At 52.3% G+C, this 16526-nt stretch carries 9 protein-coding genes; 5 read left to right on the top strand and 4 right to left on the bottom strand.

Going from position 1 to position 16526, the window contains the following annotated elements:
- Nucleotides 1-68: 68 nt before the first annotated feature.
- Together EBB_RS15935 and EBB_RS15940 are read right to left on the bottom strand one after the other, a co-directional pair.
- Complete coding sequence (locus tag EBB_RS15935; protein WP_192394728.1) at nt 69-3995, bottom strand: DUF3683 domain-containing protein; 3927 nt, start codon at nt 3993-3995, stop codon at nt 69-71.
- A 98-nt stretch (nt 3996-4093) separates the two neighbouring features.
- Nucleotides 4094-5761, bottom strand: a complete 1668-nt coding sequence (locus tag EBB_RS15940) for a serine/threonine-protein kinase (RefSeq protein WP_192394729.1) — start codon at nt 5759-5761, stop codon at nt 4094-4096.
- A gap of 316 nt (nt 5762-6077) precedes the next feature.
- Between EBB_RS15940 and EBB_RS15945 the strand changes: the two genes are divergently transcribed.
- From EBB_RS15945 to EBB_RS15965, 5 genes are all read left to right on the top strand, one after another.
- Entirely contained in the window at nt 6078-7826 is a 1749-nt protein-coding gene (locus tag EBB_RS15945) for a DVUA0089 family protein (RefSeq protein WP_192394730.1), read from the top strand.
- Nucleotides 7827-7936: 110 nt separating this feature from the next.
- The gene (locus EBB_RS15950) at nt 7937-8749 is read left to right on the top strand and encodes an alpha/beta fold hydrolase (RefSeq protein ID WP_192394731.1); all 813 of its coding nucleotides are present in this window, start codon (nt 7937-7939) and stop codon (nt 8747-8749) included.
- Nucleotides 8750-8817: 68 nt separating this feature from the next.
- On the top strand, nt 8818-11079 hold the full coding sequence (locus EBB_RS15955; RefSeq protein WP_192394732.1) for a caspase family protein: 2262 nt from the start codon (nt 8818-8820) through the stop codon (nt 11077-11079).
- 267 nt (nt 11080-11346) lie between these two features.
- The gene (locus EBB_RS15960; protein ID WP_192394733.1) at nt 11347-12723 is read left to right on the top strand and encodes an AAA family ATPase; all 1377 of its coding nucleotides are present in this window, start codon (nt 11347-11349) and stop codon (nt 12721-12723) included.
- Nucleotides 12720-13376, top strand: a complete 657-nt coding sequence (locus EBB_RS15965) for a retron system putative HNH endonuclease (protein WP_192394734.1) — start codon at nt 12720-12722, stop codon at nt 13374-13376. The genes EBB_RS15960 and EBB_RS15965 overlap by 4 nt, the downstream gene beginning before the upstream one ends.
- 237 nt (nt 13377-13613) lie before the next feature.
- On the opposite strand, the gene EBB_RS15970 is transcribed toward EBB_RS15965, so the two are convergent.
- Nucleotides 13614-14990 (bottom strand): hypothetical protein, encoded by a 1377-nt coding sequence (locus tag EBB_RS15970; protein WP_192394735.1) that lies wholly within the window; start codon nt 14988-14990, stop codon nt 13614-13616.
- 650 nt (nt 14991-15640) lie between these two features.
- The gene (locus EBB_RS15975) at nt 15641-16390 is read right to left on the bottom strand and encodes a PEP-CTERM/exosortase system-associated acyltransferase (RefSeq protein ID WP_192394736.1); all 750 of its coding nucleotides are present in this window, start codon (nt 16388-16390) and stop codon (nt 15641-15643) included.
- Nucleotides 16391-16526: the final 136 nt, after the last annotated feature.

The following is a 16526-nucleotide window of genomic DNA, read 5'->3' on the forward strand; positions in this document are numbered from 1 at the left end:
TAAAAACCAGTTTTTACGCCGTACAAATGCCAAAGCCGACTAAAGATCGCCTGCTAACCAATTCTAACTCACACCAAAACCCGCTCAATACCGCCCTTACTGACCCGATCCAAATATCCTGTCATCCAGTTTTCACCCAGCACATGCTTGGCGATTTCCACGACGATGTAATCGACTTCCATTTGCTCGACTTCGTCTTCGAACCGCTGTAAGCCTTGCATGCACGACGGACAGGAGGTCAACATCTTCACCGCGCCGTCGTAACCGTCTGACCGTAATTTAGCCGTGTCTTTCTGTAATTCTTCCGCCTTTCGAAAACGAATCTGGGTAGAAATATCCGGCCGCGCCACCGCCAAAGTACCCGACTCGCCGCAACAGCGCTCGGATTTGGCGACCGGCGCGCCAATCAACTGATTGACCACTTTGATCGGGTCTTGCTGCTTGAACGGACTATGACACGGGTCGTGATATAGATAACGCGCCCCGTTCACTCCTTCCAGCCGTACGCCTTTTTCCAGCAGATATTCGTGAATATCGATCAGGCGGCAACCCGGAAAAATTTTCTCAAATTCGTAATCCTGCAATTGATCCTGGCAAGTACCGCAACTCACCACTACGGTCTTAATATCCAGATAATTCAAGGTATTGGCCACCCGGTGGAACAACACCCGGTTGTCAGTGGTAATTTTCTGCGCCTTATCAAACTGCCCGCCGGCGCGTTGCGGGTAACCGCAGCACAAATAGCCAGGGGGCAACACGGTTTGCACACCAATCTCGTACAACATGGCCTGGGTCGCCAATCCGACTTGCGAGAACAGGCGCTCGGAACCGCAGCCCGGAAAATAAAACACGGCTTCGGAATCGGTGCGGGTTTTGGCATGGTCGCGAATGATAGGCACAATCTGGCCGTCTTCGATGTCCAGCAGCGCCCGCGCGGTTTTGGTCGGTAAATCGCCAGGCATTTTCCGATTCATGAAATGAATCACTTGCTCACGCACCGGCGGCTTGCCGACCGTGGCCGGCGGCTGGGCGATCTGCGCCTTACTCCATGGCTTTAACAATGTATTGCCAATGCGCTGCGCTTTATAAGTCCAGTCGATCATCGCCGTGCGCATCGCCTTGACCGTGTTCGGGTTGGACGCAGTCAAGAAAGCAATCGCCATGGTTTTGGCCGGGTTGAAACTTTGCTTGCCCATCTTGCGCAGCAGATTGCGCATATTCATCGACACATCGCCGAAATCGATGTCCACCGGACACGGATTGAAGCATTTGTGACACACCGTGCAATGGTCGGCGACGTCTTCGAACTCTTTCCAATGGGTAATCGAAATCCCGCGCCGGGTTTGTTCTTCATATAAAAACGCTTCGATCAATAGCGAAGTCGCCAAGATTTTATTACGCGGTGAATACAACAAATTGGCCGGCGGTACGTGTGTGGCGCAAACCGGCTTGCATTTGCCGCAACGCAGACAATCCTTAACCGAATCGGAAATCGCGCCGATGTCGCTTTGCTGCATAATCAACGACTCAAAACCCATCAAACTAAATGACGTGGTATAAGCCGAACGCAAATCGGCACCCGGCATCAACTTGCCGCGGTTGAAACGGCCTTCCGGATCGATACGGTTTTTATACGCATGAAAATCCGCCAACTCATCCTCGGTCAAGAACTCGTATTTGGTAATGCCTATGCCATGTTCGCCGGAAATAGCCCCTCCCAATGAGCGTGCCAAAGCCATGATCCGCGCCACGGCTGCATTGGCCTCTTGCAGCATTTCGTAATGATCGGAGTTGACCGGCAGATTGGTGTGCACATTGCCATCACCGGCGTGCATGTGCAGAGCCACGAACACTCGGCCGCGCAGAATTTCTTTATGTAAAGTCTCGATGCGCTCGACGATGGGCCGGAAATTATCGCCTTCGAAAATTTCCCGCAAGCGTGGCAGCAACTCCTGCTTCCACGACACCCGTAACGAGTAATCCTGCAAGCGATGAAACAAAATCGGCTCGGCGGCGCGATTGCTCAGTTCGCCGATCTTGATACCCCGCGATTCGAAGGCTTTTTCGGCTTCTGCCAACGGCAAATCCAGATTGTCGTAAATCCATTGCCAGCGCTGTTTTACCGTGCCTACCGCATCCAGAGCCAAGGCCCGGCGCTCGTCCAACAACTCGGACTTATTCACGCCCTCCTCGTAGGCCCGCAATGGCAAATCGCCGCTCAACAGTTCGGTCAACGCTTGGCATAAGCGCAATTTATTGTTCAGTGACAATTCGATGTTGATGCGCTCGATGCCGTCGCAATAATCGCCCATCCTCGGCAGCGGGATCACCACATCTTCGTTGATTTTAAAGGCATTGGTATGCCGGGCAATCGCCGCGGTGCGACCGCGATCCAACCAGAATTTCTTGCGGGTTTCCGGATTGACGGCGATAAAGCCCTCGGCGCCGCGCGCATTACATATGCGCACTACTTCGGACGCCGCCATCGCGACTTGGTTTTCATCGTCGCCGACGATGTCGCCGATCAGCACCATTTTCGGCCGACCGTGGCGTTTGGCTTTAGTGGCATAACCGACGGCTTTAACGTAGCGCTCGTCCAGATGCTCCAGACCGGCCAGCATCACTCGGCTAGCGCCCTCTTTCGGCAAATCAGCCAGGTAATCGCGAATTTCGACGATAGAAGGCACCGCCTCGCGGACCTGCCCGAAGAACTCCAGGCAAAACGTGCGGCTAACCGGCGGCATTTCGTGCAGAATCCAGCGTGCGGAGGTGATGATGCCGTCACAGCCTTCTTTTTGAATACCGGGCAGACCACCGAGAAACTTGTCGGTGACATCCTTGCCCAAACCGGTCTTGCGGAAAAAACTGCCGGAAATTTCCAGGATTTCTTCGCCCAGCAATTGCTTGCCGCTGGCATCGAAGCGCTTCAGCAAAAACGCGGCTTTATCTTGTTCGTGGATCTTGCCCAGATTGTGATTCAGCCGCTCGACCTCCAGCCAATTACCGTCCGGCGTCACCATCCGCCAGGAAGCCAAATTGTCCAGCGCCGTTCCCCACAACACGGCCTTTTTGCCGCCAGCATTCATCGCAATATTGCCGCCGATGCAGGATGCGTCCGCGGACGTTGGATCGCAGGCAAACACCAAACCGGACTGTTCCGCGGCTTCCATCACCCGTCGAGTAACGACGCCGGCGCCGGTGTGGATCGTCGCATACGAACTATCCACTCCAGGCAATAAAGTATGCCGCTCTACCGGTCCCATCACCAACAGCTTTTCGGTGTTGATCACCGCCGAATAAGCATTGAGCGGCACCGCGCCACCGGTGTAACCCGTGCCACCGCCGCGAGGAATGATGGTCAAGCCCAGTTCGATGCAACCCCGCACCAAATGCCCGACTTCGTCTTCTGAGGTTGGGTACAGCACTACGAACGGATACTCCACCCGCCAGTCGGTGGCGTCGGTCACGTGACTAACCCGCGCGAAACCATCGAAGCTGATATTGTCTTTGCGGGTGTATTGCGATAACAGCGTCAACACGCTGCGGCGCAGTTGCGCGGTGCGTTCGAAATGGGCTTCGAATTCATTGACCGCCTGATGGGCGGCGGCGATCAATTGCGCTACACGCTCGGCCCGCCCGGTGTGCTGGTTCTCCAGTTCGGTTTGCCGGCCCTCCATCTGCCCCAAACGATGCCGCAAGGCTTGCAGCAAGGCGCGACGCCGCTTGGCATTATCAAGCAAATCGTCTTCGAGATAAGGGTTGCGCTGTACCGCCCAAATGTCGCCCAACACTTCATACAACATCCGCGCGGAGCGCCCGGTAATCCTCTCACCGCGTAACGACTCAAGCACCCACCACATGTCTTCACCGAGCAAGCGAATGACTATTTCGCGATCGGAAAACGAGGTGTAGTTATAAGGAATTTCCCGCAGTCGCGCGGGCGTTGCATCATCGGATACTGGGAATAATTGAGAAGCCACTGGCAATCGACGCATAGGAAGTCATAATGCGCCAAATTTTAGCATGCCAGCGGATGAGGCATGACCGAAAAATCAGCTTACAAACCGCGAATTATCTGAGGTTAATCGATTCGCTAATTGAATCTGAGCTTATCTCGCAAACTCTGTAAGCCCTTGTGCGCAGGGTTGACTTCCAAACCTTCCTGCACTTTTTTCAAGGCCTCCGAGCGGTCGTTCTTTTCGTAAAACTCCCACGCCTGCTGTTCCAGCGTATCGGCAATTTTATTGATACCGTCTATTGCCGCTTTGTTGTATGGATCGATTTTTAAAACCTCTTGATAGGCCCAAAACGCGTTGCTACCGGTGGGCGCCGTGAGGTAACCGACATCGAAATGAATATCCGCCAACTCCAATAAATCCTTAATTTTTTGGTTTTGCTCCGGATTGAGTTCAACAGCAACCTTTACCACTTCGGTAGCCGCTTGCTTTTCGTTTAGGGTCCAATAGACGTTCAAACCGATCAAACAAGCCAGCAACACGCCAGTTGACCACAGTCCGTAATAGACGGACGAATGCGGTCCGATAGCCGTTAAAAATTCGTCGATACTGGCGCTGCGATCCTCCTGTCTAAAGGCCAAAGCCCTTTGTAGACCTTTCCATTGCCGACGCTTAAGCTGAGCGATGGGTTTAGGCTGCAGATTGACTTCCATGGCTTTTTCCGCGGATAAACGGCCGAACGGATGCTTGCCGCTCAACAGTTCGTAAGTGATGCAGGCCAAGGCATAAATATCGTCGCGCGGATCGGGATCGCTATTTTGCAGCTGTTCCAAACTGGCATAGGCCGGGGTCATCGCGCCCAGCGACCGCGCATTAAAAATCGTGGCGTCGTGGCCGTCTTTTTCGCTGCGACCGATGGCGCAAGCGATCCCGAAATCCAGGACGCGGATTTCGCCGTCGTCCCCGACAAACACATTCCCCGGTTTAAAGTCGGAGTGAACGATATTTTTTTTATGCGCATGCGCTAAGGCTTCTGCCATCGCACTGATAATAGGCCAGGCTTTTTTGAAGGGTAATCCGCTGTCGACATGCTCACGGATCAAGTGACTGAGCGGCTTGCCTTGCAAGTACTCCATCGACATAAACACGTGCGTGCCGTCCCGATCAAAGTCGTAGACTTTAATAATATTGGGATGAGACAAGGTTTGCGCGCGCTTGGTCTCCCGCTGCAAAGCCACCAACGCCATCGGATTGAATTGAAAATCCTGGTTTAATACCTTTAAAGCGACGAAAGGCTCTTTATCCGAGGCCTCTACTTTGCGCAAGTCGGTGGCTTTAAACACCATCCCCATGCCGCCCACTCCGAGCAATTCTTCGAGCACAAAACGACCTTTCAAGGTACTTCCGACTGTCAGCTCGGCGCGCGGCTGCGAGGGGTCCAAGCCTTGCAACAAGGATTCGGTCGTCAGTGTCGGTGGTTGCGTAGCGGGTGAAACCGGCAGTATCGTCGTCGCCGTAGCCGGTGCGGAAACTATGCTGGTTGCATCGTCTGCAGCGGAGTCCCGTGAAGGCGCCATTTGGGTTTGGTCGCCGACAATCCGGGTTTCGTCTTGCATGGCCGTTTGCAAACCGCGATAAACATCCGCGCCAATTTTTCCGTTCCGATATTCGTTTTCCAAGAATTGCCGGGCCGCATCTAAAACCTGTTCGGGTTCCGCGCTTAACGCGGCCGCCACGCCCAATAAATCTTCATAGGCTAGTTGAGCCTGCTGAAAGGCTTTCAATGCGAGCTCGAATCTGGACATGGCAAACGACAGTCAGGGAAAGTGTAAGGATTTTAGCCGAAGAGCTTGTTCGTGTCGCTGCAATTGCCCTTTACGGTCTAAAAACCTCCAAGCCCCAACATCGGCCAGGAAAAATCCCGTCCAGGTCCGGCAAATTCGCGCCACCAGCGCATTTGCTGTTTCCCGGGCCTGACGGCCATCAGAAATTTACTGACCACTATTGAGTAAGAAAAAGCTCGATTGGTCGATGCCGAATCTCCAAACAAAATTTAATTACTATTGAAAACATCAACATGCATCTATAATAAGTTGCAAAAATTATTTCGGATAAATGCCCATGAAATCACTGTTTTTTTTTGAACTATTCTGTTCTAAAACCGCTGTTGCACGATTGAACAAACGGCAATCCCTAACCGCAGGCTCGTTAGTGACGTTGCTGCTGGCATCGCCACTCGCGGCAGGCGTGGAATTTGCGAGCGGCACATTCAATCTAACCGGCTCCGGCGCGGGGTCTGTCGGCTATCTGCCCTTTTCGCTGTCACAAACCACGCTGGTCGATATTGCCACCAGCGGCCCCACAACGGACCCCTATATTTTCCTGCTGAGCGGCACCGGTAATTTTACCAGCCTCTCCGTACTCACTCAGAACGACGACGGCTGCAACCAGGTAGACTGTGGCGCGGCGGGGGTTTCTCCAAACTTTAACTCGCTGATTAACGACTACCCCTTGAGTCCCGGCAGTTATACCGTCGCGCTGGCAAACTACCCGTTTGGGTCAACCGACGCTATCGCGGGTTCTAATATAAACAGTGACACGGGCAATGTGTTATTGATAGTCGGCGACTCCGGACTGATCATTCCCGGCACCGGCACCGGCTCGGGCAGTGCGAGATTGATTAGCTATGCCGGCAGCGGTGGCGCAGTCATTTCCCAATCGCAAATTATCGAATCCACTTCTAACGCCAGCGCCACATCCCTGGCAATCAACAGCTTATGCGCCTCACCCACCAGCAGCGCTGTTATCAGTGACTGCGCCAGAATCGCCGGCCTGGGCGCGGCCGCCAAAGCCGATGTTATCGATCAAATCACTCCCGAAGAGATCAATACGATTGCAGCCACCACGGTTGCAACGTCCCGTGCGAATTTCAGCAGCGTGATGGATCGCATCGCCACCTTGCGCGCCGGCAATGCCGGCGGCATTAACCTGGGCGGCACCAAAATCGGCGGCGGCAGCGGTGATGAACTGCCGGAAATATTTCAACGCCTGGGCTTATACGGCAATATCGACGGCAGTTTCGGTAGCCGGAACCGCACTGCCAACGAACAGGGTTACAGCTTTGACAATCAAGGCGTCACGGTCGGTGCGGATTATGCGTTCACCGATAATTTTTTTGTAGGGGTGGCATTTAATAACGCTCACAACAAAGCCGATTTCAGTAACCGCGCCGGTCAGCTCTATACCGCAGCCTATACCGGCTCCTTATACAGCACTTTGAATATTCAGGATTTCTATATCGACGCGCTGGCCAGCGTTGGTGGCATCGATTACGAATCCGAACGGGCCATGAGCTTTTTCAACACCTCGGCAAAAGGCAGCACCTCGGGCATGCAGTATGCGTCCAGCTTAGGCGCAGGTTATAACTACCACATCGACAAGGTAGTGGTCGGACCTTATATCGGTTTCGACTACGCCAAAACCGAAGTGGACGGCTACCGCGAAACAGGTGGCGCCAGTTTCGGCACCAGCTACGGCAAACAAAACATAGAATCCATGCTGACCAAAGCAGGCGCCAGGGCTTCGTATGCTTGGAGCTTGCCTTGGGGCGTGATCGTGCCGCAAGTCAATGCCGAATGGGTACATGAATCCAGCTATAACGCCCAAGTCAGCGTCGTGCGCTTCGTGCAAAACAATGCCGGCTTTAATATCCGCTCCGACAATCCAGACCGCGATTTCATGCAACTGGGATTTAATGTAGCCGGCCAATTTGCCGATGGCATGTCTGCGTTCGTAGCCTACAACACCATCATCGACCGGGCAAACGTTTCAAACCACGCCTTTTCCAGTGGCTTGCGGCTGTCGTTTTAAAACAATCCAGCAATCCAATAAACAAAAAGTCGATTGCTGATCGACCACGCATACCGACCACGCTGCCAGCCTCGCAAGCGGCGTGGTCTATTCCAAATCGCCTGTACCTCATGCCGGTCAAGCGGCTACATTTGCTGATTAAACTGAGTCTGCTGCTTTTCCTGGCAGCTTGCAGCACACCGGCGATGCGCCTGCATGAGCAAGCCACGGCATTCGGCTTTCAGGCCTTGGAAATTGAAGCAGCCGGATTCAAACTCACATCGTTTACCCATCTGCCGCCATCCAACGGCAAACGCCTGCATGTTTACCTCGAAGGTGACGGCCGCCCTTGGGAACGTGGACTATTTCCAGCCTCTGACCCCACTACCCGCACAGCTACCGTTCTGTCATTAATGTCTTCCGACCCCAAGCCGGCGTTGTACCTGGGACGGCCTTGCTACAACGGCCACGCCGGCGACCCCGGTTGCACGCAAAACTTGTGGACCGGCGCCCGTTATAGTGAAAGCGTGGTCGCGGCTATGACCCAAGCATTAACAGAGTTCTGCGCACTAAACGGTTACAGCGAAGTGGTGTTGATCGGCCACAGCGGCGGCGGCACGTTGGCACTATTGATAGCCGAGCGCTTGCCGCAAACCGTCGCGGTGGTCACGCTGGCGGGGAATTACGACATCGATATTTGGGCCGATCATCACGGCTACCAGCGTTTGCATGACTCTCTAAATCCGGCTAAGCGCGCCGCTAAGCCCAGCATTGCGGAATGGCATCTGCTAGGCCAGCGCGATAACAACATTCCGCCGGCATTATTCCAACAAGCCTTACAGCAACGCCCCAACAGCCACGTCGAAATCGTTGACGCCGATCACAGCAATGGCTGGCAAGCCATTTGGCCGCAGATGCTAAAACGCCTGGACCACCTGCCCTAGCCATTTGCGGGCTAGCGGATTTCTGCTATGGTTGCCGGATAAAACCATTCATTCGAAGGCGGCACCCCATGGCTACACAAAGAGTATTGAACCGTACGCTGGCATTGGCAATCAGCGGGATTTTAATGTCCGCCTGCGCCCGCGATGTCAGCCAGGAAGAAATGGCTAAAGCCACCGAAGGCTATATCGTGGCCGATACCAGCAAACTGTTTGTCGTCGATTGCCTGCTGCCCGGACAAGTACGCAAGCTAGGTTCGCAAATGACTTATCTCAGCGCCCGCCGCCCTATTCGCACGACCGCCGCCGATTGCGAAGTACGTGGCGGCGAATATGTCGCTTACGACCGCGCCAACTACGCCAGCGCCTTAAATATCTGGCTGCCCAAAGCCCAGGAAGGCGATGCCGCCGCTCAATTGTACGTCGGCGAGATTTTCGAAAAAGGCCTGGGTACGCCAGCCGACTACAAAGCCGCCGCGCAGTGGTACGAAAAAGCCGCCAATCAAGGTAACTCGCAAGCACAATTGAACTTGGGCCATCTCTATGAAAAAGGTCTGGGCGTTACCGAAGACAAGGAAACTGCATTGCGTTGGTATCGCAAATCGGCCGGCCTGGAGGACGCCGGCATCCAGTTCGCGCCCGCCGTCAATGCCCAAGCCATCGCCAATAGCGAAGAATTAGCCACTTTGCGCAGCGAAGTAGCCGAATCCCGCCGCGAAGCGGAACAGCTGCGCGAGCAACTGCAAAGCACCCGCCAGCGAACCATGGATCAACAGGAAAGTTTGCGCAAGGCTCAGGACGAGTTGGAAGCCTTGCGTAACAAACTGCAACAACAAAAATCCACTACACCTAGCGGCTCCAGCGACATCGAATCGCTGGAAAAGCAGTTGCACGAAAAAGAAAACCAATTAAAAGACCAACAAGCCAAATTGGGCAGTTTGACACAGTCTCTCAGCCAGGAAAGGCAACGCATGAAACGCGAACTGGAAGCGGCGCGCCAGCAAAGCCCCAGCGCTAAAGCCGTCGAAAGCAAAACCAACGACATCGAAAACAAGCTCAACGAAAAAATCGAAACCTACCAAAAACAATCGGCGGAACTGACCGGCTGGCTGACCTCATCCGACAAACTGGACAGAAACCAGATAGATTTGCGCAAGCAGGCCTTGCAACAGCAAGCCAAGGAAATTGCCGCACTGAAAGAAAAGTTACAGCAACAAGCATCCAACGTGGTGGCCTCCGGCAACGGTCCGAATATCGAATTGCTGGAACCCGCCGTCACCGTCACCCGGGGTATTCCCAGCATTCAATTTGGCTTGGGTGAAAGCAGCAAACGCATCGTCGGCAAAATCGACGCGGCGACCGGCCTGAGCCGCTTGCTGTTGAATGACAAAGCGATAAAAGTCGATGCCAACGGCCGTTTTGAAACCGACGTTAGCTTGAAAGGCGATGAAACCTTGGTGCGCATCGTCGCTACCGACAAACGCAATCAAAGCAGCGATTTAAGCCTGCGCCTGCTGGCTTCCGGTAATTCGGCAGAGGAGGTATTCCCCAGCAGCAATAGCAGTGAAATCAAGCGCTCGGGTGACATTCAATTCGGCAAATTCTACGCCATCATCATCGGCAATAACGAGTACGGCGCTTATCCGTCTTTGAAAACCCCCATCGCCGACGCGAAAAGCTTGGAGCTTTTGCTACGCGAGCGTTACGGCTTTAAAACCAAATTGCTGATCAATGCCAATCGCCACACGATCATGTCGGCGTTTAACGAACTGAATCAAAAACTCACCGAACAGGATAATTTGCTGGTTTATTATGCCGGCCACGGCGAGATCGACAAGAAAAGTCAGACCGCCTATTGGCTGCCGGTCGATTCGGAAACCGGCAATAGCGCCAACTGGATTTCCAGCCAAAGCATCACGGAATTTTTGAGCATCATGCCGGCCAAGCACATTATGGTGGTAGCCGATTCCTGCTATTCCGGCGCATTGACCGGTTCGGCAGTCGCCAAACTGCCGGAGGGCATGGACGACGCCAAGCGTGAACGCTGGTTAAAAGCCATGAACAGCCGCAAAGCCCGTACCGTGCTGACTTCCGGCGGCGTGAAACCGGTGATGGACCAAGGCGGCGGCGACCATTCGGTATTTGCCAATGCGTTTTTGAAAGTCTTGCGCGGCAACAAACGCATCATCGAAGACTACGACATTTTCCGGGACGTGGCCAATCAAGTGCGGGCTTCGGCGGCAAAAGGTGGTTTCGAGCAAATGCCGCAATACGCCCCCTTGCAGCACGCCGGCCACGAAGGCAGCCCGTTCTTTTTTGTGCCGGAAGTTTAGACGGATTGGCTATTCCGATTGAAGTCCGCCACGTATTTCGATGGAGTAGCCAAGAAGAGAACAAGTTCTTCAGAAACAATCGGATTGCCATTAGCAACCCAAAAAGGAAATAGGCGAAACAATATTTCGTGCAGATTAAAATTTCAAACACCACAATCAGGACGAAAAATAGCTTTACTCATAAATTAGGTATCGCTTCGCCCAATCCAATCTGAAAAATGTCAAACGTCCATTTTGTTCAGAATCCAGTAAAAATTCGATGTCGATTTGCAACGTAATAGTGAACATCACGGCGCGAAAATGCTAAGGAAGTACGCAATCATGAGAATAGAGTCAATTAATCTAGTGAATTACCGATGCCATGCCTTGTTGCAAGTTGATTTGAAACCTGGCTTTAACGTCATCGTTGGTGTGAATGGCAGCGGTAAAACATCCTTGCTTAAGGCAATCTGCGATGTTCTGACTGGATTTAGCCAACACTTATCACTTATGAACGGCAACTACCATGCCTTAGACGATGCCAATGTGGTTCGATTGAAGGGAGAGGTTATTCAAGGCAGCTATAGATTCGAACCACAATATCCCGTCCAAATTACTGCTACGGGATATGCATTCGAAGCAAAATGCCGCTGGACCGTCCAAAAAAACAGTCAAGTTGACGCTACTCAAATTAATGGTCCATCCCCTGGGCTCATTTGGCAAACTAAGCAGTATGCTATAGGACAAACTAGCGAGAATGTTCAGGCAAGACTTAACCTGCCCATCATCGCGTTCTATCGTGCCAACCGGCATTGGAACCAACCCCAACCCCATGAGATGCAGGCTGCTACTGCTCGAAATGCTCGCACGGATGGGTACACAAGTTGGTGGGATGCGTCACTGGACTCCAGTGCCCTACAGTACTGGGTGATTGGTAAATGCCTAGAGAGGTTCCAGACATCGTCTGAAACAGGGATTTCATTTGACGATATACGATCAGATGAGCTGGCCCTCGTCAATCAAGCCTTAGCATTAGCCGTCGAAGGGACTAAAGGCTTAAAGTACGACCTTAAACAAAAGAGTTTGCTTGTGGAGTGGTCAAATACTATCGATTCTCCGCGAGAACCCACAGCCTTTGAAAACCTGAGTGACGGTCAGCGCGCCGTCATCGGCCTAGTTGCCGACATTGCGAGGCGAATGTGCGTTTTGAATCCGCAACTGGGCCACGAAGTCACTAATGAAACGCCGGGAGTGGTGTTAATTGACGAACTCGATATGCATCTCCACCCACGTTGGCAGCGAATACTGACCTCTGGACTGAAGCGCGCCTTCCCCAAGATTCAGTTCATTGTGGCGAGCCACTCGCCTCAGGTGCTCGGCGAGCTGAAACCGGAGGAAATTATCCTACTACGCCCAAGTGGTACCGCTCATCCCCAAGTTAGCTACGGACTGACGTCCAGCCAAGTGCTTGAGGAAATTATGGACGCCACCGCCAGAACGCCGGATGTGGAAAGGCTACTTTCCGAGATTTTTGAATTACTGGAACGTGGTGCATTGCTTACAGCCAAGGAAAAGCTCGATGCATTGAAAACCACCGCTCCTGGCATTCCTGAACTGGCGGGGGCGCAAGCACTTCTTCGTCGTAAAGAGGTACTTGGCCGATGAGACGAATCGTCAAGGCAATAGAGCCACAAACATTCTCTGACTGGAAAGCCCAAGCAAACGACGTATGGCAACCGAGTTATAGCAATTTGCAGAATCCAGAGAAGCGGAATCTGCATGATGCCTTACTCAACGAACAGGGTGGGCTATGCTGCTATTGCGGGCGAACAATTGCATTGACAGACAGTCATATTGAGCACTTTCGTCCTCAAGAACGGTTTCAAGAACTTGCCATGGATTACAGTAACCTTCACGCGTCCTGCATCCGCGAAACCGAACCCGGCACCCCTTTGCACTGCGGCCATTCCAAAGGTAAAGATTTTGACAAAGACAAAATCATATCGCCCCTGGATGACGGGTGCGAACAGCGATTCATATATTCGGCTCAAGATGGGGCTATCTATCCTACCGACAATAGCGATGAGTCTGCTACTTACATGATTGGACTTTTGAAACTGGATATTAAGTTTTTACGTGACCGTCGAGCAGAGGCTTTGAAAAGAGTCTTCGACTACGACTTTATAAGCTCAGCCAGCAATGACGAGTTAGAAAAGCTTGCAAGCGCTTATCAGCAACCTAATGCAGCTGGATTTCTTATTAATTTTGCTCATGTTCTGTCCCGATATGCTGAACAGCTTATTGGACACCAGTCATGAAGTTCAAAGTAAGCGAGCTTTGCTTGTTAAATGTTGTGTTCTCCTGAATTTTGAACAAACCAAACTTGGCAGGATTACAGGGGCGGACAGTCGTTAATCAATACAAGCTTCTTGGCTTCTCGGCATCACTTGCTTATTTCGATTATAAAGTCCGGCGGATTAAAAACCCGAGTCGGCGCGGCTTAAGCAACCGGGAGAAGAAGGTCGCCCGGTTGCTATACGAACAAACAAGAGGATTTATTTCCACTTTTTAAGCAAACCTTTTAGCCCGGCAGGTTTGGCGGGTTCGGCTGCGGCGGCGACTGTTTCGGCAATCGGCTCGGGTTCTGCTGCTACCGGTTCAGGCGCAACGACAGGCTCTGCCGATTTTTTACCGAACAAACCTTTCAGCTTACCGCCAACGCCGGCCGCCGGTTCTTTGATTGCTTCGGCAGCAGTTTCAGCGATTTCCACCACATTTTCCTTAAGTTCAGCGGCCGCCTCCACGACAGGCGCGGCGATTTCTTCCAGTTCTTCCTGGATAGCCTCGGCAGCGACTTCTGTTTGTGTACCCAGTTTCTGATCCAACTTGGCCATTTGCTGCATGGTGTTGTTCAACATTTGCTTGAACTTGCCGAAACCGCCGCTTTTCTCGGCCAATTTATCGACGGATGACTGTTTTGCCGGTGCCGGCTCGGCAACCACCGGTTTGGGCTTGTCCACAACCGGCGCAACTTCGCGCTCGACCGGCTTTGGCGGCTCGACAGGCGCCTGAACCACAACAGGCTCAGCAACAATAGCCGGGGACGGCTGGATAACGGCGGGAGCTTCGTTGATAACCACTTTGGGCTCCGGCTGAGATACCGGCTGCGAGTAAACAGGCGCAGGAATCGCCGAATGTTTGGCCGAGTCGGCGTAACGCGCCAGTTCGGCTTGATGTTTTGCTTGGGCATCTGCCAGCAGTTTTGCCGCGCTGGCTTGTTCGCGCTCGCGCAGAATTTTTTGCTCTTCCACCGCCAATTCCAGTTTATTCAACTGTTCGGTTTGCGATTCCAGACGTAATTGCAACGGCCCCAATAGCGCATCTTTTTCAGCGACTTTGGAGGTTTCCGCCCACAGCGCCAGTTGCAGCTCGGTTTTGCCTTGTTGTTCGGCTTTAAAGCGTTCGGTAATTTGCGCGGTAAGCGCGAAATATCGTGGCCACAGATCGGCCGATTGCAGATCGTTTGCTGCCGGCAAGGCCGGCTCGGTCAATTCAAAACTGGTAGCCAAGGTTTTGATGCTGTCGATCACCTGCCGATTTGCCTGTACCAGTTTTTCTTCCAGACCGGCAGCCCGTTGCGCTTCGTTATCGGCAACAGCTTTGGCGGCCTCCAACTGCTCGGTATTGGCAGTCAATTGTTCTTGCAAGGTTTGCTGCTGCTGTTGCGCCGCTTCCAAATCAGCTTGTAAGGCAAGGCGCGCTTTTAAATTGATGGCATTGGTTTTTTTTAAAAAATAAATCCTGATACTGTAAAACATCGCCGTCAGCAACCACACGGCAAGCGCTAACGCACCGGCATATTCCTGGTTTTCCAGCGTAAATCGATACCAATCCGACAGTATGCTTTGAATCATGGGCAAATAAGCTTCCATAAATAATCCTGGCTAATATAGTTTTTATAATAATGACGTAGGTTTCCGACCCGGAACAGCAGATAGCTAAGCTGAGACAGACGAAAGCCAGTATATCAGTTTGACTCTGCAACTTTACCGTAAGCTGCTGGAATAAGACAGAAAAACGCCCACCAAAAAACGGCCGCACAGTGTCTGCAACGGTGGCCGGCAGCCTTGGTAAATTCAACATGGATTGTTTATGTCCGGGCTGTATCTTATGTAGATTCCCGGTTCGGCTTGCCCTGAGGCATCAAGTTTTCGGTTTGAGGTGTGTGGTTCTTTTCGGCTGGCGCTAGTTAAACAGCTCAAGCCTAATCGGTCTGGCGTTAGCGGAACGGGGAGAATAAAGGCTTAACGACGAGCCGCGACGTAATGACTTTCAGAAGAGGGAAGTTTCCGGGAATAACCTATGCAGGGTTTAAACACCGCCGACACTATCGCACGACAACTGCCGCATGACATAGTACTGTTTTGGTATCAGTAACGACACTAGCGGTTTACTCCAATCTGGCAGCCGCGCCGCCCAAGTTTAGTGGGTCGCCAGCGCAAGCTGGGCTTTTTTGGATGCGATAAATATGCTCTGAAAACCGCTTAGTATCTGAAACCGGGCATGATCGCGGGCCGATATTCTAGGCTCTTTGCCGCTTAGCCACCGATTGCTCAAGCAGTTCTGAATATTTGCGATAATCCAACTGATAGTCTTTTTGCCACAAAGGATTGGCAAGAATATGCTCAACATCCAATGCATAAGGAATACGCTGACCGCGATGGTCGCAAGCGCCGCCTACCTGTTGCATTTCGAAACCCTCTTTCTTAACCGCGTAAGCCAAAGACGGCGTCACCAATATGTACCACTGTTTAATATCGTTCTGCGCCGAGTAGACAACCGCCGCCCGATACAAACCCCACATAATGCTGCGAGTCTGATTTTTGATGGTATGCAGATAACGGATGTTACCGTTCTCCTTAGCAACTTGTTCAGCGTCTTGCTCCTGTTGCGGCAAAGCCCTCGGGGCAAAGCGTCTGGCTTCTCTCAATACGCAGAGGCGGGATATTTCTATTGATTGTTGGTATTGCTGAGGCGTTATAGGCTGGTCGGGAACGCACTTGGCTTCGAAAGGGAAAACGGCTTGGTTCTGATAAACCAATCGTAACGCGCCCAGCCATTGCCCGGTGTATCTGTGCCGAACCATGAAATGCACGGAGTGGCGGTCCCATTCGTCAAACTCCATTTGTTCCGGAAAGTTTTCTTTGTCCTCATAACCCATTTCGTCGCAATAAACTTGGTATCTGAGGTTGTAATGAATGCGTTTGCTTTCAGGCGTGTCAGCTAAAAAAACCTCAAAACAACTATCAAATGAATGCTTTTCAGAAATCAAGATGAAACTCCATAACGTAATTAATCAAATTCCCTAAACATCCGGGCACTACTCTTCAAACTCAAAGAATTGATAACAAATGTTGCTGTTATCCCCGCTCTATCGATGAAAGACCCTGTCGGCCTCTACGCACATC

It is taken from the genome of Methylomonas fluvii, from assembly GCF_014850975.1.
Lineage (GTDB): Bacteria > Pseudomonadota > Gammaproteobacteria > Methylococcales > Methylomonadaceae > Methylomonas > Methylomonas fluvii.